Raw genomic sequence first — 19572 nt, 5'->3', positions numbered from 1 at the left:
GATAACACGCGCCTTACGATAGATGACTGCCTGTTCAGCCCGCGGTTCATGAATTTTCTTTCATTTTTCCTCAGCACCGAGCTTGAGCAACGGCTCTTGAAAGCGCAGTAAACGCCCGGCGTTACCCAACACCAGCAGAGTGCTCAGGTTGTGCAGCAACGCCGCGATCATCGCACCGGCGGCGCCGAGCCAGCCGAAAGCCGCGAAGACCACAATGGCCAGGGTCCAGCCGAGACCGATCACCACATTGACCTGCAAAGTGCGCCGGCACTGACGACTCAGGCGCACGCAGGTACCGAGGCGACGCAAGTCACTGCCGATCAAGACGATGTCTGCTGACGCCAAGGCAATGTCGGCACCGTCGGCGCCCATCGCCACACCGACGACGCCGGCCTTGAGCGCCAGAGAATCGTTGATGCCGTCGCCCACCACCATCGGGCGAAAGCCGCGATCGATTTCCTGGAGCACTCGATTGAGTTTGTCTTCGGGTAGCGCTTGCGCCTGGACTTCGTTCAGTCCGACTTCCTGCGCCAGGGTTCGGGCCACACTGTGACGATCACCGGTCAGCAGCAGTTGTCGTCCCAGACCCAGTTCGCGCAGCTCGCTCAGGGCAAAGCGTGCTTCGGGTTTGACGCTGTCGGCGAGCAACAGCCAGGCGAGAAATTCACCGTTCAGGGCCAACCCGGCGATCGGGCCGTCGTGTTCAGGAACCGCAGTCGTGATGACGCCCAGTTGCGCGAACAACTCTGGCCGACCGAGCGCCGCCTCGCCCTTCTCTGTCACCGCTACGACACCAAGGCCCTGGCGCTCATGGATATCTGATAACGGCCAATAGGCGTCCTGATTGACCAGCCCCGAGAGCGCCCGACTGACCGGATGACTGCTCGCCGCGCCAAGACTGGCGGCCAGCGCCTGCACTTCTTCGGTTTCCGCGCTGAGGCTGTCGATCGACTGTAAACGCAAGGTGCCGTAAGTCAGCGTGCCGGTCTTGTCGACCACCAGCGAGGTCAGATCGGCGAGTTCTTCGAGAAACGCCGAGCTGCGAATCAGAATCCCGTGACGCGCGGCGACGGCGACACCGGCAATCGCCGTGGCCGGCGCCGACAGCACCAACGCACACGGACACGCCGCCACCAACACCGCGAGCATCGCCTGTGCATCATGGGTGACGAACCAGGTCACCGCCGCCAGCAACAAGACCAGCACCATGTAGCTGCCGGCATAGCGTTCGAGCAATCGCGTGATCGGCGGTTTCGAGCGCTCGGCGTTTTGCATCAGGGCGATGACTTTGCCCAAAGTGGATTCGTCGCCGGTGCGAGTGACTTCGACGCGCAGCAATCCATCGAGGTTGATCGCACCGCCGAACACCAGCATCCCCACCCCCGCCTCCATCGGCACCGACTCACCGGTAATCGACGCCGTATCCAGACTCGCCTGGCCGGACAATACCCGACCGTCCGCCGGCACTCGATCACCGGCCCGCACCTCGACAACATCGCCAGCGCTGAGCGTGCCGTTGTCCACTTCAATGATCGACCCGTTTGCTTGCAGCTTGCGCGCATGGCTGCGGGTCAACTGGCCAAGCGCATTGATCGCTTCCTGAGAACCGATGACGCTGCGCTCTTCCAGCACGTGGCCGAAGATCATGGTGATCGGCAACAACGCCGCAGTGAGCAGATCACCGGTCGCCCAGGCACCCAGCATGGCCAGCGCGATCAACTGATCGGTGATGCCGTGCAGGCTTGGGTAGCGCAGGCTGTACCACGCCGAACGCATCACCGGAACCGCCACCAGCAACGAGGCCAAACCGAGCAGCAATTGGCTGACACCGATTTGCTCCGGGAGCATCCAGCGCCAGATCAACCCCAGACCCAGCAGCCCGAGCGCGAGCATCGCCAAGGTCAACTGACGCGCGGCGCGACGTTGTTCGGCCGAGGACAACAGACTTGGAGCAGCGGTGGTCGCCGTCATTGACTGGCTCCTTGAATGATCAACCGGGAATCGTCTTTCGGGTTGACGGTGGTGACCGACCCGGCCTGACCGAGAATCTTCGGTATGCGCTCGCGATACAGACGCAGGAGCATTTGCGGGTCGGCAGACGTGGCCAGACTCAAGACGGTTGCGGTATCGGTCGAGGCTTTTGCAATACGCTCGCCTGCCTGCGCGCGAGCCACCTGGAGCGTGCGGTCCGCCTGTTCGTTGGCGAACTGGGTAAGTTTCTCGGCATCGGTGCGTGCGTTAGCCACTGCTTTGTCAGCCTGCTGACTGGCGGTCAGAACCGCATTGAAGGCACTGACCGCTGGCTCCGGCAGACTCGATTGCACATCGACCCGCGACACCTCGATACCGATGCCCTGCCCGCTCGCCTTCAGTTCAGCGAGACGCGCGTTGATGCCTTGCACCAGATCACCGCGCAAACGCTCACGACGCTCGGCCGCCTGATTGTCGGCGCCCACCAGCTCCGGGCGAGCGACCAGAATGGTATCGAGATCCCGCGCGGCGGACAGCGCCACCGCACTGCGTGTCACCACCCGGTCGAGCGCTGGCAGCACATGCTCGCCCTGCAACACGAACGCATAGGGATCGGAGACCTGGTAAAACACTCGCACGTCCAGTTGCACCACACCGGCGTCACCGGTCAATAAATAACCAGAGCCGGCGAGGGCATCGCTCAATGGCGTGGCGAAAGAAGCCACACGATCAGCCTTCAGCGCCTCGTCACTGCGCAACAGATTTTCCACCCGACGCTCGATTACCCGATCCGCCGCTGGCAACAGCACTACCTGTTCAAAGGGTTGCGGCCATGCCCATAACAGTCCGGCATTCTGCACGCGATCCAGCGCCCCGAAGTGCAGCACCACGGCGCGGTTCTGCGGATCGATCTGGCGCACATTCGAGAACGCCCACGCCAAGGCGGCCAATACGGTGACCGCGTAAAGGGCGATAAACGCCAGACGCCCCGCCTGAATCCACGGACTGTTCAACGCATGTGTTCCACGTGGAACTTGTTCATTCATGGTTGCGATCCGGATTTGCTGTCGAGAGTCGGCGGCCCATCGACCAGCACGCGGAACGGCGCGGCATCGGTGCGCAGAATCAGCTTGGTTTCCGGCGTGACGATGGTGCCGAGGGTATCGAGCGAGCGCAGCAGGTTGTACAGCTGCGGCGAGCTGGCGTAGGCGCGACCGTAAATCTGCGCAGCCTCGACCCGGGACTGCGCTTCGATGTCGGCGGCTTTCACCGTTGCATCAGCCTGGACGATTCGCGCATCGCGCTCGGCAGCGGAGCGAATTTGCGCCGCTTCGCGTTTGCCGATCGCTGTACGTTCCGTAGCAATGGTTTCACGCTCGGCGCGCATGCGATCGACCGTTGCACTGAGCGTGACCGAGGGCAAAGTGAGCCGCTCGATACCGACCTGCACCACGCGCACGCCATAAGTGGCGAGCAACTGTTGATCGATCTGCTGACGCAACTGCGCTTCAAAATCGGCGATGCGCACTTGTTTCGCATCAGTGTTGACCAGATTGGCCAGGTCGAAACTGCTGGCCGTGGTCTCCAGGGCTGAGCCGACAAATGTGCGAATCTGCCGCGCCGCCTCATCCGGCTGATTCTGCACGGCACGCATGAAACGCTGTACGTGTTCAGGATCACCCTGCACCTGCCACGCCACATACGCTTGAACGATGATGCGCAAGCCGTCTCGAGTGCCGACGTCCTGCAAACCACTGGAGGTTGTGCGCAGACGCAAGTCCACCGGGATCGCCGCTTCGAACGGCGCGGGCCAGCGCCAGCTCAGACCGGGATCGAGCAAGACCCGCGACGGATTGCCGAAACGGGTGATGACCGTGGCTTCGCCGGAGCGCACTTGCACCAGACTCGCGGCGGCGATGGCAAACGTCACCAGCAACGCAGCCCAGCTCATACGTCGCCAAGGAAATGGTCCGGCCTCTTGCGGGTCGCCGTGAGGGTGATGATGACCATGATGATGGTGATGGCCGCCGTGGCCGTGGTCGTGGCCGCTGTGGTCGTGAACGTCATGAACAGGCGACTGGCTCAATGGGTGGCTCCTGGTTGCGCGGTGGTACGTGCGGACGATGGATCAGTCGGCAGTGTGAAAGTACGCAGATCGATGGTTGGCGCATTTGCGCTGCCGCCGAGTCGATGGTCGAGTACCAGCAACCTGGCCTTACTCAAGCCCTGACGGAGCTGATCGAAGTACCGCTCCAGCACGAAGGACTGACCGGCACTGGCGAAGGCTTTCCGCTCGGCACTGAATTTCAGGTCGGCGATTTGCGCGGCGGCATTGATCTCTCGCGCATTTGCCGTTGCCTGATCGCCCGCCGTGCTTGCCTGCAACTGCGCTTCGTTACTGGCCTGCGCAGCCGCCCCGCGCTCGCGAGCGATCAACGCCTGCGCGCCAATCTGCGCCGCTTGCACACTGTGATAGGCATTCGCCGCGCCGGCCGGTGGATGAATCGCTTCGACAACGGTGGCGAGGATTTCCACACCACTGTTCAGTCTGTTCAGATCGCTTTGCACCGCGCGATCGATTTCCTCGGCCAGCCCTGCCCTGTCGTCGCCGAGCAAACCGTCGAGGGTGCGCGAGGCAAAATCGTGAACCAGGATGCGGCTGGCGGTGCTGCGAATCAGCGTAGGTACATCGGCGCTGTTATAGGTCGCGGCGAGCGCCGCTTCGTCGTTCAGACCGATGCGATAAACAAAGCGCACGTCCATGTTGACGATTTGCAGACTTTGTTGCGCACCGCGGCTGCTGGCGATGACCTGGGATTTGTCGTTGACGTGGCTGGCGTCCCACAAACGGTTGGCGGTCAACGGCGCCGGGCCTTCAGCAGAATCTGTCGGCACGGTTGACGGCTTGTCGCCAACGCTGGTTGCCAGCTCGTGAACTACGCCGTTTTCAACAGTGAGTACGCGACCCAGCGGCCAAGGCAGACCGCTGTGCAAGCCTGGACCGAACACCTGTTGCGGTTTACCGAAGCGCTCGTAGATGCCACGCGCTTGCAGGGGTATTTCATGTACGCCGGTCAGCAGCCATCCGATCAGGACGACCATTGCCAACACGGGCAACAAGGCTCGACGCATGTAACTGAACGCCCAGATCTGGCGCAGATCGATACCAAAGCGGTTGTGCATTTCATCCTGCAACGCGAACAACGGCTGCGGTGGCCAGCGCAGCATATCGGCGATAAAACTGCGCGCCAGCAGGGTCGGTTCCAGTTGTTCGCGGCGCGGGCTGAAGACAGCCAACACCGCGCGCAACAACAGTTCGATGGCAACCAACATCGGCAGGATGGCGCTGAGCACCGCCACGCGAACCGGCCAGACCGCGTGCTCACTGGCAAACAACAGGCACAATGCGCCGATCAGTAGGGTGATGATCGCCACCCGGGTCAGTTGCGCCAGTGCCGCCGCTTCCGGCCATTGCGCCGGCGGCTCTTGGGCCAGCTGCCGCTCCAGCACCAGCAAGGCAAACGCCAGCAACAGCGCCAATGCCGCACCGATGCTCGCCGAAAGACCCAAGGCCGCCGCAGGTAAAGTGAGATTCCAGACCTGCTCAATACTGAGTATCACCAGCGACGCCCAGCCGCCGAGCCATAACGTCGGCGCGCCGATCTGCCCGAGCAGATGGCGGCTGCGCTGGCTCAAGCGCTCCAGAAGCCTTTCGTACCAGCCATCGACTGCGGCGCCCTCCTCAGCGACTGCCGTTTGCGACACTGGCGGATGCATCACCCGTGCGCGCCATTGCGTCACCCACCAGGCTGATTGCAGACCGGCGACCAGCACCAGCAAAGCTGCGCTCTGATTGATCAGCATCGGCAACCACAGCGATTGCGGCGCAAAAAGACCGACGAAAAACGCCAGCACCCAGCCCGACGAGGCCGCTGCGCCGAGTCCATAAGCCAGCCGACGCAATTTGCGTGATTGGGCCGCTGCCTGCTGAAAGCGCGGCAGCCCGGTGACTGGCGTGGCGTCCAACTCAAGATCGACTTGCATAAAACCCCGAAAATGTAGGCCCTGCGTTCATAGCGTTACGATATAACGGAGACTGTGAAATATTCGTACACAATTACCCTTATTCAAAGACGCTGCAGCTGTCGCTTGCCTGAAGCCTTGACCGAAATGTTCGGCGAGGCTCATATTACGCACGTAATTTTTATCGCGACTAATCTTGGCTATCCCCCAACGAGCAATATGGAGCAAGCGCATGAGCAACTATGACGTGGTGATTCTGGGCGGTGGTCCCGGCGGGTATAACGCAGCGATCCGCGCCGGCCAGCTCGGCCTCAAGGCTGCTTGTGTCGAAGGGCGTTCGACCCTTGGCGGCACCTGCCTGAACGTTGGTTGCATGCCGTCCAAAGCCCTGTTGCACGCCTCCGAGCTCTATGCCGCTGCGGTGGGCACCGAGTTCGCCAACCTCGGCATCGAAGTCAAACCGACGCTGAACCTGGCGCAAATGATGAAACAGAAAGACGAAAGCGTCGCCGGCCTGACCAAAGGCATCGAGTTTCTGTTTCGCAAGAACAAAGTCGACTGGATCAAGGGCTGGGGCCACATCGACGGCCCGGGCAAAGTCTCGGTGACCGATGCTCAGGGCAACAAAACCGAGCTCAGCGCCAAGGACATCATCATCGCCACCGGCTCCGAGCCCACTCCCCTGCCCGGCGTCGAGATCGACAACCAGCGCATCCTCGATTCCACTGGCGCGCTGTCATTGAGTGAAGTACCCAAACATCTGGTGGTCATTGGTGCCGGGGTGATCGGCCTGGAGCTGGGCTCGGTATGGCGCCGACTCGGCGCGCAGGTCACCGTGGTCGAATACGTTGATCGCATCTGTCCCGGCGTCGATGGCGAGGCCGGCAAAACCTTGCAACGCGCGCTGAGCAAACAAGGCATTGCCTTCAAATTGAGCTCGAAGGTCACCAGCGCCACCAGCTCCGCTACAGGCGTGCAGCTTAGCGTCGAACCTGCCGCAGGCGGCACTGCTGAGCTGATCGAAGCCGACTATGTGCTGGTGGCCATCGGGCGCCGGCCGTACACCCAAGGCGTTGGCCTGGAGAACGTCGGCCTGAGCACCGACCAACGCGGCATGCTAGCCAACCAGCAACATCGCACCGAAGCCGCCGGGATCTGGGTGATTGGCGACGTCACGTCCGGCCCGATGCTCGCGCACAAGGCTGAAGACGAGGCCATGGCCTGCGTCGAGCAGATTCACGGCAAGGCCGGCGAGGTCAATTACGCGCTGATCCCCAACGTTATCTACACCCAGCCAGAGCTGGCCAGCGTTGGCCAGACCGAAGAACAGCTCAAGGCCGAGGGCCGTGCCTACAAAGTCGGCAAGTTTCCCTTCAGCGCCAACAGCCGGGCGAAGATCAATCACGAAACAGAAGGCTTTGCCAAAGTCCTCGCCGACGAGCGCACGGACGAAGTGCTCGGCGTGCACCTGATCGGGCCGAGCGTTAGCGAGATGATCGGCGAGTTTTGCGTGGCGATGGAATTCAGCGCATCGGCCGAGGATATTGCCCTGACCTGCCATCCGCACCCGACGCGCTCGGAAGCGCTGCGTCAGGCGGCAATGAATGTCGAGGGGATGGCGACGCAGATGTAAATCTCCAAGCCTTGCGCGCTCCTTCGCGAGCAGGCTCGCTCCCACATTGGAATGCGTTACCCCTGTGGGAGCGAGCCTGCTCGCGAATGGCGCCACCCGGTCTAAAGCGGCAGATGCCCCAGCGGCAACGCCCCCGGTGCTTTCACCGTATGAATGGCAAAGTTGCTGCGAATATCGCTCACTCCCGGCAGTTTCAGCAGGTGCGCACTGACAAAGCGGTCATAAGCCCGCAAGTCGGGCACCACCACCTGCAGCAAAAAATCCGACTCCCCGGACACCAGAAAGGCCGAGATCACCTCGGGTAACGCAGTGACAGCGGCATAGAAAGCCTCGGCGCGTTCTTCGTTGTGCCGCTCGACCTTGACCCCGACGAACACCGTCAGCCCCAGCCCGACTTCGTCGCGATCGAGATTGGCCTGATAGCCACGAATCACTCCCGCCTCTTCCAGCATGCGCACCCGCCGCAGGCACGGCGAGGCCGACAGGCCGATTTCCTCCGCCAGCTCGACATTGCTCAAGCGGCCGTTGCGTTGCAGCGCGGCGAGAATCTTGCGGTCATAGGCGTCGAGTTTCATCTTTGGCAGATCCCGATAGTTACACGGTGGAAAACCAGCAGGTTATGCCAAACACGCAGGATTTTGAAGCTGACTACGCAAGCACCTGCCTTGCCCTCTCGCTCTAGACTGGCGCGTGCAAATCACCAACGAAAGAGGGCGCGACGTGGCAAGTCTCTGGCTGTTTATCCTGACCCTGGCTGTGGTTCTGCTACTGCCGGGACCGGACATGATCCTGCTCTTGCAAACCGGTGCGCGGCAAGGTCGAGGTGCGGCGCTGGCCACGGCGTTGGGCCTGGCCATCGCCCGCGCCTGCCATGTGGCACTGGCGGCATTGGGGCTGGCGGCGCTGTTCAAAACGGCACCGTGGACCTTTGACGTGGTGCGCATCGCCGGTGCGGCGTACCTGCTGTGGATCGGCATTCAATGTTTTCGCAGCTCGCTGGTGCCGAGCCTGCAAACGCAAGCGCAGACATCTGCCAAGGGCCAGTGGCGCGAGGCAATCCGGCGCGGCCTGCTGACCAACCTGCTCAACCCCAAGGCCTTGTTGTTCTGCTCGGTGCTGTTGCCCCAGTTCATCGTCAGCCACGGCGCGTCGGTGTTGGCCCAGTTCGCCGTACTCGGCGTGGTGCTGGTCAGCGTCGGCCTGCTTTTCGACAGTGTTGTCGCCCTGACCGGCGCGGCATTGGGCCGTTGGCTGCAACACAGTCCAACGGCCCAGCGCGTTCAGCAGTGGCTGTTCGGCAGCCTGTTGATCGGCTTCGCCGTACGCCTGAGCTTCCTTCAGCAGGCTTAGGCTTTGCGCACCTTGCGCTGACGACGCGCGATCATCAGGAACGCAGCAACAGCGACAAGCACCACCACGCCAATCTGCACTGGCCACTTGTATGGGCGCAGTGCCGCCCGCACGGCATCGGTCACCTGCGTGACGTAGCGCTTGTCGGCGTTCTCGAAGTCCGGGTACGGGCATTGATTGCCGAAGTCCTGCGCCCACGGCACATAAGGGCCTTCCTTGACGTAGCGCTGATACAGCGCGCTCTGGTCTGCAAGGCTGCTGTTCCAGCCGGCGGCATTGCACAGGACTGCGGCAAACGCCTGACTGGCGTGCGGCAGGTTATCGGCGGCGCGACTGGCCAGCGCCGTGGCGACAAAACGATAGTGATACCGCTGATCCGGTTGTGCGGCGCTGGCCTGCTGGCGCTGCACTTCCGCTGCGGAAATGAGCGGGCCGACATCCAGCTTCGTGCTCTCCAGCGTGTAGTTGCCGCCGAAGGTGGCGTAATCAGGCGCCATCTCATAACCGAGGATGTCCATGCCCCACTCCCGGGCCGTCCACGCGGCGTTGTACAACGCACTGGCGCGTTTGCTCGGCCACCACGCCGACTCGGCCTTTAGGCGTTGCTCGCCATAGAGTCGGGCCTTGTGCTGCAAATCGTCACTGGCGAAATAAGCGACCGCTTCCTCGTAACGCCCCTCACGCAGTAAACGTCGGCCGAGCAGATTGCGCAGATTGGCGGCCACCGACAGCGGCACGTAGTTATCGCGCTCCTGCTGAGTCAATGGCGGCGGCGCCGGCACGTTCTCATCAACGTAATGCTTGAGCTCATCGACCGTCAGCACCCGCTCGGCAACGGTGGCGGCATCGAACCAGTAAATGCTGTTGCTGCGATACAGCTGCACGAATGCTTGCAGGTATTCACCGCGTTGCAACGCGAGGATCGCGCTTTCGCCCTCGACCCGGCATTTCGGCTGCACGGTTTCAAACGCCCAGTCCGGTGTGCGGCGATAACCCCAGTCTTCGTTCTGCGGGAAAGCCTGGGCGGCTTTGGCGTAGGCTGCCGCGGCGGCAGTCGTGTCGCCATCACGCACCGCCAGTTTCGCCCGCAACCACCAAGCGAGCCCGCCGTCCCCGGCATTGTCGAGGAAGGCCTTGGCAGACGCATAGTCGCCCTGTTGATAACTCATTGCCGCCAATCGATCGGCATTGTCGAGGCTGCCACGAGTGCTGTTCTGCAGCAGCGTCACCAGTTTCTTTTCGTTCGGCGGCTGCTCGCCAAATGACCAGCCCTGACGACTGACCAGCGACGCCGTAACCAGTTGCTGCACCGCTGGCTGCTGCAGCAGTTTTGCCAGCTGCGCCTCAGGCAACTCGGCCAGTTCGTTCATCACTTGCTTGAGCGAGGTGTAACCGACGGCCGAGCCGTGCAGATTTTGCGCTTCGTAGAGTTCGATGGCTCCATTCCAGTCGCCCGCGCTGCGCAACACCCGCGCCTCTTCTCCGAGGCTGGCAACGCCCAGTTCCAGCGGATCGCTGAAGCCGTCGATGCTCAACTGCCGAGCCTGGCGAAAGGCAGCGCGCGCCTGCTCCAGCGCTTCGATGCGGTCGTGCGCTTCATTGCTCATGGCGAAAGCGATGCGCCCGAGGGAATACGCCGCCCAAGTGCTGCGCAACGGACGCTGGTCTGCCGGCAGCGCCAGTACCTTGTGGAAATACTCCGTGGCCAATTGATGATCGCCCGTGGTAAAGGCTACCGCGCCCGCCACGTACAAGCGGAGTTCCGCCGGCAGACTGGCGCCCTGCTCCTCGGCGTGACGCGCATCGCTGAGCCCGCGCAGCCGCTTGACCACCGCGTATTGCTCGGCGCTCAGGCCAACTTGTTCAGCCTGCTCGCGAGCCAGTTCAGACGCATTGTCTTCTGCGTAGTCGTTGGGGTTGTGGGTGGCTGCAGTGACGTTTTTCAGTCCGGCAATGGTTTTTCCCAGGCGACTGATTTCGAAGCTGAAGCTGCCCTCAGGCAGATCGGCCAGCGTCTGCGCGCGATTGTCGAGCAGGCGCAACGGGAAGTCCGGGCCGCAGGCCAGCGCCGACCCCAATGGCAGGCTGAGGCTCAGGCAGAGCAGATGGCGGGGCCAGTTACGGGTCAACATGCGAACCTCCTTGATCAATATGTGCACAGCGCGCCCAACCGATAGCGCGCTGCCCGCCCGCCGGCAAGCGGCCGTCACGCAGGCGGGTGAAGGTAAGCAGATCGGCGTGTTGTTGCAATGCATAACCGGCGAGCGCATCGGCGCCAGCACAGTCCTGCGCCTTCAGCGTGATTCGCGCGGGCCACGGGCTGTCGAGATTGCCACGGTTCTCGAGCTGGATGTCGTAGAGTCCTTCCTGCTCTTTGAACGACAGGCCCAGATGACTGCTGAGCAAATCACCTCGAGCCACGGCGCGTAAAGTCGTCAGGCTCCAGGCGCGACGGTCGTTGGCCAGCGGCAGACGAAACCAGATCAGCCCGGCGAGATGCTCGGGCGGATCCTCGCGCAAGGTCTTGGCCAATTGGCTGAGTTGCAGCGGATCGGCAAGCAATTCCCGGCGCTGCCCGCCGCGCTCAAGTTGCACTTCGCTTTCCACCACCGGGGCGCCACCGTCAGTATTCAACAGCGCAACGCCATAGGCCGGCAGCGCCAGATAGAACGGTTTGTCGCTGACGCGGGCCCAGGCCTTGGCCCACTTCAAAGCCTGCTGCGGATCAAACAGACCGCGTCGCGGATCGCTCACGGCGTGGACTTGCAGCACGCTGCTGTCGACGCTCTGCAACAGTGCCGGCAATTGCGCGCTGTCGAGCCATGCCGGCAGCGCGGTGATGCTTAAAGGCAGCGATGGCGGCAAGGCCGTGCGCAAGTGTTCGAGCAGTTCAGCGTACGCGGCCAGCCGTGCACTGCCGGCATCATGGTCGATCTCGATACCCCTCAAGGTCAGACCTTGCGCCTGCCAGTCGGCGATCACTTGCAGAATCTGCGCGGTGACCTGTTCAGGGTCCAGCGACTGGAGCTGGCCATCGAGGCGAATCACCGCGATCAAAGGTCGGCCATCGGCTTTCAGTAATCCTGGATCGACCTGCGCCCTGCTCCAACGGGTGCCCGGAAAACCCTGCAATGCCAGCACCCGCAATGTCGAGAAGTCACTGCGACTGGCGCTCAATGCCGGCTCGTGCGCGGGCGTCCACTGGCGTTGCCAGACATAGAGTTGCTGGTCGAGGGCAGGCGCGACGTGTTGCTCGCAACCCGCGAGCAACACGCCAAGGAACAGACCCAAAATAAACCGCATACCTTGAAAATCCCTGAGACCACAGGGCTGCAAGGTTACACAAAAACCCCGTAGGAGCTGACGAGTGAAACGAGGCTGCGATCTTTTGATCGTGCGTTAACAATCAGGATCAAAAGATCGCAGCGTGCCGCAGCTCCTACAGGGATGCCGCAGGTTTACGCGCAATGATCACCTGACTCTTCGCCACCACCGCATCCAGCGCCTGCTTGATCTGCGCGCCCCGCGGAGAATCCAGTACGGCCTGCCAGGTATTGGCCCAGTGATTGAGCAACGGGTGGTCGGGGTTGCTGAATTCGACCTTGGCTTCCCAGAACAGCAGCATCCACATCGACCAGTAAAAGCCGTATTGGCTATGGCTGACGATCTCCAGTCCGGCGTCGCTGACCAGCGCCTTGAACTGCTCTTCGCTGATGACGCGAATGTGGTTGGGCTTCTGGAAATATTCGGGCGCGGCGATGCCCTTCTGCAGATCTTCGGAGCTCGGATGCGGCACGCTCAGCAGGTACAACGCACCTGGCTTGCCGACGCGCACCAGTTCAGCGAGAAACTGTGCCGGATCGTCGACATGTTCGATCACCTCCGTAGAAACCACGCGTGTCGCCGTGGCGTCGGCAATCGGCAGCGGGTTGCAATCGGTGACGTGACATTCGACATCGCGGGCCGGGGTATCGCTCAGGCGCTGACGTGTCGCTTCGACCTTGGCCGCATCGATGTCGGCGATGATGATCTTCGCTCCGCGCATGCCACAGAAATGCACGTTGCCGCCATCACCACAGCCAACGTCGAGCAAGATGTCATCGGCGCTCACCGGAAAGTCTTTGAACAGCTCGCCGGTTTGCTGATTGAACCAGCCACTGAGCATCGCATCGTGCAGGCCGAGCATGTACGGATCGGTCTTCTCGACAGCCGGCGCAACAGGCTGTGCCGGCGTTGCTGTCGTGAGTTTCTTCAAAAGGCTCAGCATGAGGTGGCTCCAGAGGACGGGATGGCGGATCGGGATGTGCCGAGGCGTTTGACCAGCGTAGCGCCACGGTGGCGCATGGGCATTTCGATCAAGCGGTAGTTGAGTTCACTGAGCATCACGATCAGCCCGAACGCCAGCAACAGCGTGACGATCGGATGCCCCGCCGGACTGGGCAAGCCACTGCTCTGCAAGCGAAAGATCAGTTCACGCACCAGTTGATAGGCTGGAATGTGGATCAGATAAATGCCGTACGAGCGGCTGCCGACCCATGCCAGCCAACGTTGCACGGCACCGGCAGGCATCAGGTAGTTGCGGTTGTATGAAGCGATCCACACCAGCACCGCACTGAGCACGGCGATCGAGCCGATGCGGTAAGGGGCAAAGGTGAAGCGGTCGGTGGCCATGAAACTCAGCAATGCTCCGATGGCAATCAATGTTGCGACCCCGGCCCACGGCCGCCGCAGAAATCCTGGCTGCCAGCGCTGATAACCCGGCTGCTGGCTCCATATTGCCAACAGCACGCCGAGGGCCAGCGCGTCGGTGCGCACCACCATCAGCCACGGTGTACGCACGGCCAGAATCTGCACCGCAACCAGGGCCAGCAACACCCAGACCAGATGCCGGCGCAACAGCAGGATCAGCAGCGGAAACAGCAGATAAAACTGCTCCTCCAGCGCCAGGCTCCAGTAGACGAAACTGCTGCCGTACTCGTAATGAAAGAAGCTGTCGGCAAAGCGGAAATTGGCATACTGCAACACCCCGGCCAACGTCGCCTGCAGGTTGGCGGATAAAGTGCCGAAGGCCCCGGAGCGGTTGAGAAACAGGCAGGCCAACAGCATCAGCGCCAGCCATAGCCACGCCGAGGGCAGCAGACGAAAGGCCCTTCGCAGCCAGAAGTTGCGCGTCTGCTGCCAATACTCCTGGCGGGTCGTACAGCCTTGCAGTGTCGGGATCAGGCTGCGAGCGATAACAAATCCGGAAATCGCAAAAAACAGATCGACGCCCCACCACGGCTGCGCCCAGCCATGAATGTTCTCCAGCAACGGCACCGGATCGGCGAACAGACTGCCTTGCAGGTGATGGAACAGCACGCCCAGCACCGCAACCGCGCGCAGGACCTCAATGTCCATGATCCGTTTGTTGCTCATGCTTGCGGGACGTCCATGGCAACCCCGCGCTGTTCGAACAGCTGCGCGATGAACAGCCGCAACCGCTGCTCGGCCACGGCCTGACTGCAGAAGCCCTGCAAGCTGCGAACGGCTTGTGCTGACATCTGCGCATAACGCGCTGGATGGTTTTTCGCTACCTCATAGCTGGCTTTGTAGGCTTGGCACAACGATGCCCAGTCAGTGACGTAACGCAAGGTGCGAAATGCCCGGCGCGGGTCGTGCGGCCATGCCGTGAGCTCGTCGGTAGACTCGATCAGGAAGGCATTATCGGCGCTCAGGTAATCGATCATCGCCGTGGTGCGCGGTGCCACCGCCGGTTTGCCACAGGACATGAACTCCATCAACGGCAGACACTGGCCTTCGCCGTAGGAGGTATTCACCACATAGCGCGTGGCCTGCACCAACTGCTCGTAGTCCGGATCGGCGAGGTAACCGTAGATCAGGACGATGCGGCAGCGATAGGACTGGTTTTTGTACAAATGATGGAGGATGTCGCTGAGTGCCTCTTCGGCGTCATGGTGCGTGAGCTTGAGCACCAGAGTCGCATCTTCGATGTCACGAAAACTCACGCAAAACGCGCTGAGCATGTCTTCCCAGTTTTTGCGCCCGTCACCGGGGTTGAACACCGAGGTGTACACCACGCCATCGAGCAACAGCGTCTGCTCGCTGGCGGGCGCGGCGAAGTCGATGCCGTCGCCGCTACGCAGGTGAGCAGGTCCGAACGCGTTGAGGTTCAAGGTACGACTGTCCGCGACCAGACCCTTGATGGTCAGACTGTAGGCGGCAGACAGCGGCTGCTCAGGCAACAGCGCGCCACGGGCGGCGAAGCGGTCCCAGACCGGTGCCGGCACCGCGACAATCGGGTAATCGGCCCCCATCGCCTCGCGCACGGCATTGACCGTGTAACTGGAATGAGTCACCGCCGCCCCGCAGGCCGCCAGCACGGTGCGCCAGTCATTGCGCGGCTCACCCGCAAACGGTTCGTTGGGAATGGTGCTGAACTCCCACGCGAACACCGGCAACGTCGGACACGCCAGGTGCACCGGGGTGCGGTGCGGCGGTGAGAACGACAGAAATACACAAGCCTCGCCTCGGCTCAGGCATTCCAGGTACAGCGCATCGACTTCGGTCTGCGGATCGGCCACTTCCACCACGCGACCGATGCGTTCCAGCACCGGACGATACTCCTTGAGCACGAAGTAGTAGCTGTACTCCGAACGTCCGAGATTCTGCGCGATGGTGTGCTGGTTGGTTTCCGAATGAATGATGATCAGCATGAGGCGTTATCCGTCACGGGTGCAGCGTCCGCAGCGCGTGGTGCCAGGGCAAAGAAATCCGCCAGGCGTTTTTGCACCGGCGCGAACGCGCAGTACTCGCGCATGCGCTCGACGGCAGCGTCCGACATCTGCCGATATTGCTGCGGCTGGGTCCTGGCCATCCGATAGCTGTCTTCGTAAGCGTTTTTCAGCGAGCCCCAATCGGGACGGTGACGCAACGTGCGGTAGATGATCCGCGTGTCCTGCGGCCAGATCGTCAGTTCTTCACTGGACTTGACCACGAACGCCACCGATTCATCGATGTAATCTTGCATCGCTGTGTGATCGGGAGCGATCGCCGGTTTGCCGCTGGACATGAACTCCATCAACGGCAGGCACAGCCCTTCGCAGCGTGACGCGTTCACATAAAAACTGGCTGCCTGATAGAGCCTGGCGTACTGCGCGTCGTCGAGGTAACCGTGCATCACCACCACCCGGCAGGCGAACGGCGTGAGTTGCGCCAGCAGCGTCATCAACTCGCTGTAATAGGACGCCAGATCATTCTGGGTAATCTTCAGCACCAGCGTCGCGTCGGGCGTTTCGCGAAATGCCCAGCAGAATGCCGTTACCAGGTGATGCCAGTTCTTGCGCCCATCCCGAGGGTTGAACACGCTGACGTAAACCACGCCGTCGACCGTGGTTTCAACGACCGATGAAGTGTCCGGCAGCTCCAGCGGCAGCGGTTCGACCATCGGCACCGGCAACGCGCCGCACACGGCGGGCAGACGTTGTTCAAGCCAGCCATGCAACACGTCCGGAACCAGATCGCGAATGCCCTCCCAGTACCAGTTGTAGAGAAATCTGACCCGTGGCACCGCTTCCGTCTGCGAGTGCCGGGGATTGAGCGCCCACAAACGCAGGTAATGTCGAGCAATAACCCATCGGCGTTTGAGCGTCAGCGGTGGCGGGCGCGCGGCTTCGATCGCTGCAGCCAGCGCGGCCTCCTCTTCAGGCGTAATCGGCGTCGGAATCAGCGCATCGGCGGACAGCCCCAAGGTGCGTGAATCGAAAATGCAACCCTTGATCGTCAGCGTGGTTCCCGCATTGATCGGCATCGATACATGTTGCTGACGAATCGCCGTGAAGTTTTCCCACAGCGGTGTGGGCAGCACCAGCACCGGAAATTCCTCGCCCATGGCCCGACGAATCGCCCGGGCTGTATGGCTCGACAACGTGATCACCCGGCCATGACGAGCGAGCATCTGCGTCCAGTCGTGACGCGGATCGTCGTCCCATTGTTCATTCGGGATCGAATCGAACTCCCACGCCACCACACAAATCGTCGGGCATTCCAGGTCAACCGGGGTTTTCTGCGGTGGGGTGAAGGACAGGAATACGCTGTCTTCCCCCGCGGCGAGCAATTGCCGGTAAAGCACATCGACGTCGGCGACAGCAGCTGCCACGTGCACGCGCCCCAGGCTTTCCAGCACCGGGCGATAGGCTTTGAGGACAAAGTAATAGCTGTATTCCGGACGCCCGAGGCTGGCGCTGATGGAATGGTCGTTGACGTCCGAGTAAAGAATGAAATTCATGGCATCCCACGATGAAGCGCCGTCCCGGCTACTCCATGCTATGACGGCCGGCGTCGGATCGGCGCGGCAGGGCCGGCACTCGTCCTTCATCATCGGGCACGTCTTCGTTCTTGTTTTAGTGGTCAGTTTCACCCTGCGCCGCGGCTCCCTGAAAATAACCGGCCAACTCGCGACGAAGGCCATTCTAAACACATCCGCCGCGACTCCGGGAACCGCCCGGCGAGAATAAACAGGGCTAAGCTGATGAGAACTCATCGGTCACGGTTTGCCCGGTTGAAATTGCCGAGCAATTGGCACAGATTGGCAACCAAACAACTACAACAACGGCTTCGCCTGCTGTTTCTCCGGATATTCGACCCGGTCTGACAGACTTATCCCCCAACGCATGTGGGAAAAAGGCGCAAGTCACAGACCAAGGGGTCGCTGTTTGAAAAAACGTCTGTTCGTCACTGGCCTCAACGGCTTCGTGGGACAACACATTCAATCGCGTCTGGCCATGCCGGATTCGCCGTGGGCGCTGATGCCTGCCGCTTCGGGCTACGACCTCACTGACGCCGACAGCCTCATCGATCTGTGGCCACAATTACCCGATGCGGTGATTCATCTGGCCGGGCAGACATTCGTGCCGGAAGCCTTTCGTGACCCGGCGCGCACCTTCGACATCAATCTGCGGGGCACCCTCAATCTGCTGCAGGCTTTGAAAGCCCGCGGCTTTGCCGGCACGTTTGTGTACGTCAGCTCAGGTGACGTCTACGGCCAGGTCGGCGAACAGGATTTGCCGATCACCGAGCAACAACCGCCGCTGCCGCGCAATCCTTATGCGGTGAGCAAACTCTCGGCAGAATTTCTCAGTCTGCAGTGGGGCTTGAGCGAAGGCTGGCCGGTACTGGTCGCCCGCCCCTTCAACCACATCGGCACGGCGCAGAAAGACAGCTTCGTCATCGCCAGTGCCGCCCGGCAGATCTGCCGCATCAAACAGGGCCTGCAAGCGCCGCAACTGCAAGTCGGCGATATCGACGTGACACGGGATTTTCTCGATGTCGGCGATGTAATTTCGGCCTACTTCGCGCTGCTGGAAAACGGCACACCGGGGCAGGTCTACAACATTTGCTCGGGCCGCGAGCAAAGCATCCGCAGCCTGATCGAGCAATTGGCCGATCTGGCCGAGGTCGACGTAGAGCTGGTGCAGGACCCGGCGCGCATGCGCCGCGCCGACCAGCGCCGCGTCTGCGGCAGCCACGCAAAACTGGCCAACGCCACAGGATGGGCGCCAGTCACCACCACACAACAATCCCTGCGGGCGATCCTGTCCGACTGGGAGACGCGAGTACGACAATAATGACAAAAAGTGCACTGATTACCGGGATTACGGGCCAGGACGGCGCCTATCTGGCCAAACTGCTGCTGGACAAGGGCTACAAGGTTCACGGCCTCGTCGCCCGACGCAGCAGCGATTCACGCTGGCGCCTGCGCGAGATGGGTGTCGAAGCCGATATCGTCTACCTCGACGGTGACATGGCTGACGCCTGCTCGGTGCAGCGCGCGGTAATCAAATCGGCACCGGACGAGGTCTATAACCTCGCCGCACAGAGTTTTGTCGCCGCGTCCTGGGACCAGCCGGTGACCACCGGGATCGTCGATGGTCTGGGCGTGACACATCTGCTCGAAGCCATTCGCCAATTCAGCCCGCACACGCGCTTTTATCAGGCCTCGACCAGCGAAATGTTCGGTCTGATCCAGGCCGAGCAGCAGGACGAGAACACGCCGTTCTACCCACGCAGTCCTTACGGTGTAGCCAAACTCTACGGCCACTGGATCACCGTCAACTACCGCGAAAGTTTCAACCTGCACGCCAACAGCGGCATCCTCTTCAACCACGAATCCCCGCTGCGCGGCATCGAGTTCGTCACCCGCAAGGTCACCGACGCTGCTGCCCGGATCAAACAGGGCAAACAGCAGGAGCTGGCGCTGGGCAACATCGACGCCAAGCGCGATTGGGGTTTTGCCGGCGATTACGTCGAAGCCATGTGGCTGATGCTGCAACAGGACAAACCGGACGACTTCGTGGTGGCCACCGGCGTCACCACCACCGTACGCGAGATGTGCCGCATCGCCTTCGATCACGTCGGCCTCAATTATCGTGATTACGTGAAGATCGACCCGGCGTTCTTCCGCCCCGCCGAAGTCGAAGTGCTGCTCGGCAACCCGGCCAAGGCGCAGCGCGTGCTCGGCTGGAAACCGAAAACCGACCTGGACAGCCTGATCCGCATGATGATGGATGCGGACATGAAACGCGTCGCCAAGGAGTAGG

At 61.7% G+C, this 19572-nt stretch carries 15 protein-coding genes; 4 read left to right on the top strand and 11 right to left on the bottom strand.

What is annotated here, in order from left to right:
* Positions 1-60 precede the first annotated feature (60 nt).
* From AC0Z4S_RS07075 to hflK (AC0Z4S_RS07060), 4 genes are read right to left on the bottom strand one after another with little or no spacing between them, the layout of a single operon-like run.
* A complete protein-coding gene (locus AC0Z4S_RS07075; RefSeq protein ID WP_485622529.1) occupies positions 61-1971 on the bottom strand; it encodes a heavy metal translocating P-type ATPase in 1911 nt (636 codons plus the stop codon).
* A complete protein-coding gene (gene hflK / locus AC0Z4S_RS07070) occupies positions 1968-3017 on the bottom strand; it encodes a protease modulator HflK (protein ID WP_485622528.1) in 1050 nt (349 codons plus the stop codon). The genes AC0Z4S_RS07075 and hflK (AC0Z4S_RS07070) overlap by 4 nt, the downstream gene beginning before the upstream one ends.
* On the bottom strand, positions 3014-4057 hold the full coding sequence (gene hflC, locus AC0Z4S_RS07065) for a protease modulator HflC (RefSeq protein ID WP_485622527.1): 1044 nt from the start codon (positions 4055-4057) through the stop codon (positions 3014-3016). The genes hflK (AC0Z4S_RS07070) and hflC overlap by 4 nt, the downstream gene beginning before the upstream one ends.
* Positions 4054-6015 carry a protease modulator HflK gene (gene hflK, locus AC0Z4S_RS07060; protein WP_485622526.1) on the bottom strand — a complete coding sequence of 654 codons (1962 nt, stop codon included), beginning with the start codon at positions 6013-6015 and terminating at the stop codon, positions 4054-4056. Before hflK (AC0Z4S_RS07060) ends, hflC begins: the two co-directional genes overlap by 4 nt.
* A gap of 211 nt (positions 6016-6226) precedes the next feature.
* Between hflK (AC0Z4S_RS07060) and lpdA the strand changes: the two genes are divergently transcribed.
* Positions 6227-7627: a dihydrolipoyl dehydrogenase gene (lpdA, locus tag AC0Z4S_RS07055; RefSeq protein WP_485622525.1), complete on the top strand. Its 1401-nt coding sequence runs from the start codon at positions 6227-6229 to the stop codon at positions 7625-7627.
* Between the two features lie 101 nt (positions 7628-7728).
* On the opposite strand, the gene AC0Z4S_RS07050 is transcribed toward lpdA, so the two are convergent.
* Positions 7729-8202: an Lrp/AsnC family transcriptional regulator gene (locus tag AC0Z4S_RS07050; RefSeq protein WP_485622524.1), complete on the bottom strand. Its 474-nt coding sequence runs from the start codon at positions 8200-8202 to the stop codon at positions 7729-7731.
* A gap of 145 nt (positions 8203-8347) precedes the next feature.
* Here AC0Z4S_RS07050 and AC0Z4S_RS07045 point away from each other — a divergent pair, with 145 nt between their 5' ends.
* Positions 8348-8977 (top strand): LysE family translocator, encoded by a 630-nt coding sequence (locus tag AC0Z4S_RS07045; RefSeq protein ID WP_485622523.1) that lies wholly within the window; start codon positions 8348-8350, stop codon positions 8975-8977.
* Here AC0Z4S_RS07045 and AC0Z4S_RS07040 read toward each other — a convergent pair.
* From AC0Z4S_RS07040 to AC0Z4S_RS07015, 6 genes are all read right to left on the bottom strand, one after another.
* Positions 8974-11109, bottom strand: a complete 2136-nt coding sequence (locus AC0Z4S_RS07040) for a hypothetical protein (RefSeq protein ID WP_485622522.1) — start codon at positions 11107-11109, stop codon at positions 8974-8976. The two genes, AC0Z4S_RS07045 and AC0Z4S_RS07040, sit on opposite strands and share 4 nt — an antisense overlap.
* Complete coding sequence (locus tag AC0Z4S_RS07035) at positions 11096-12280, bottom strand: DUF3142 domain-containing protein (RefSeq protein WP_485622521.1); 1185 nt, start codon at positions 12278-12280, stop codon at positions 11096-11098. Before AC0Z4S_RS07035 ends, AC0Z4S_RS07040 begins: the two co-directional genes overlap by 14 nt.
* Before the next feature lie 136 nt (positions 12281-12416).
* The gene (locus AC0Z4S_RS07030; protein ID WP_485622520.1) at positions 12417-13244 is read right to left on the bottom strand and encodes a class I SAM-dependent methyltransferase; all 828 of its coding nucleotides are present in this window, start codon (positions 13242-13244) and stop codon (positions 12417-12419) included.
* Positions 13238-14392, bottom strand: coding sequence for an acyltransferase family protein (locus AC0Z4S_RS07025; RefSeq protein ID WP_485622519.1), 1155 nt, complete (start codon positions 14390-14392; stop codon positions 13238-13240). The genes AC0Z4S_RS07030 and AC0Z4S_RS07025 overlap by 7 nt, the downstream gene beginning before the upstream one ends.
* Complete coding sequence (locus AC0Z4S_RS07020; protein WP_471878916.1) at positions 14389-15690, bottom strand: glycosyltransferase; 1302 nt, start codon at positions 15688-15690, stop codon at positions 14389-14391. The genes AC0Z4S_RS07025 and AC0Z4S_RS07020 overlap by 4 nt, the downstream gene beginning before the upstream one ends.
* Positions 15684-17261, bottom strand: a complete 1578-nt coding sequence (locus AC0Z4S_RS07015; protein WP_485622518.1) for a glycosyltransferase — start codon at positions 17259-17261, stop codon at positions 15684-15686. The genes AC0Z4S_RS07020 and AC0Z4S_RS07015 overlap by 7 nt, the downstream gene beginning before the upstream one ends.
* Positions 17262-17688: 427 nt before the next feature.
* Here AC0Z4S_RS07015 and AC0Z4S_RS07010 point away from each other — a divergent pair, with 427 nt between their 5' ends.
* Both AC0Z4S_RS07010 and gmd read left to right on the top strand, forming a co-directional pair.
* Positions 17689-18600 carry a GDP-mannose 4,6-dehydratase gene (locus AC0Z4S_RS07010; RefSeq protein ID WP_253497415.1) on the top strand — a complete coding sequence of 304 codons (912 nt, stop codon included), beginning with the start codon at positions 17689-17691 and terminating at the stop codon, positions 18598-18600.
* On the top strand, positions 18600-19571 hold the full coding sequence (gmd, locus tag AC0Z4S_RS07005; RefSeq protein ID WP_253497418.1) for a GDP-mannose 4,6-dehydratase: 972 nt from the start codon (positions 18600-18602) through the stop codon (positions 19569-19571). Before AC0Z4S_RS07010 ends, gmd begins: the two co-directional genes overlap by 1 nt.
* The last annotated feature ends 1 nt before the right edge of the window (position 19572 follow it).

Source organism: Pseudomonas sp. 1L-B-1-E-C1 (assembly GCF_057291835.1).
Note: the sequence above shows the minus strand (reverse complement) of the source record. Positions and strands in the feature narration are given on the sequence as shown.

What these genes read in the sequence shown, in the direction of transcription:
- AC0Z4S_RS07075 (WP_485622529.1), bottom strand. Translation starts at nt 1,971, where the DNA reads ATGACGGCGACCACCGCTGCTCCAAGTCTGTTGTCCTCGGCCGAACAA.
- hflK (WP_485622528.1), bottom strand. Translation starts at nt 3,017, where the DNA reads ATGAATGAACAAGTTCCACGTGGAACACATGCGTTGAACAGTCCGTGG.
- hflK (WP_485622526.1), bottom strand. Translation starts at nt 6,015, where the DNA reads ATGCAAGTCGATCTTGAGTTGGACGCCACGCCAGTCACCGGGCTGCCG.
- lpdA (WP_485622525.1), top strand. Translation starts at nt 6,227, where the DNA reads ATGAGCAACTATGACGTGGTGATTCTGGGCGGTGGTCCCGGCGGGTAT.
- AC0Z4S_RS07050 (WP_485622524.1), bottom strand. Translation starts at nt 8,202, where the DNA reads ATGAAACTCGACGCCTATGACCGCAAGATTCTCGCCGCGCTGCAACGC.
- AC0Z4S_RS07040 (WP_485622522.1), bottom strand. Translation starts at nt 11,109, where the DNA reads ATGTTGACCCGTAACTGGCCCCGCCATCTGCTCTGCCTGAGCCTCAGC.
- AC0Z4S_RS07035 (WP_485622521.1), bottom strand. Translation starts at nt 12,280, where the DNA reads ATGCGGTTTATTTTGGGTCTGTTCCTTGGCGTGTTGCTCGCGGGTTGC.
- AC0Z4S_RS07030 (WP_485622520.1), bottom strand. Translation starts at nt 13,244, where the DNA reads ATGCTGAGCCTTTTGAAGAAACTCACGACAGCAACGCCGGCACAGCCT.
- AC0Z4S_RS07025 (WP_485622519.1), bottom strand. Translation starts at nt 14,392, where the DNA reads ATGAGCAACAAACGGATCATGGACATTGAGGTCCTGCGCGCGGTTGCG.
- AC0Z4S_RS07020 (WP_471878916.1), bottom strand. Translation starts at nt 15,690, where the DNA reads ATGCTGATCATCATTCATTCGGAAACCAACCAGCACACCATCGCGCAG.
- AC0Z4S_RS07015 (WP_485622518.1), bottom strand. Translation starts at nt 17,261, where the DNA reads ATGAATTTCATTCTTTACTCGGACGTCAACGACCATTCCATCAGCGCC.
- gmd (WP_253497418.1), top strand. Translation starts at nt 18,600, where the DNA reads ATGACAAAAAGTGCACTGATTACCGGGATTACGGGCCAGGACGGCGCC.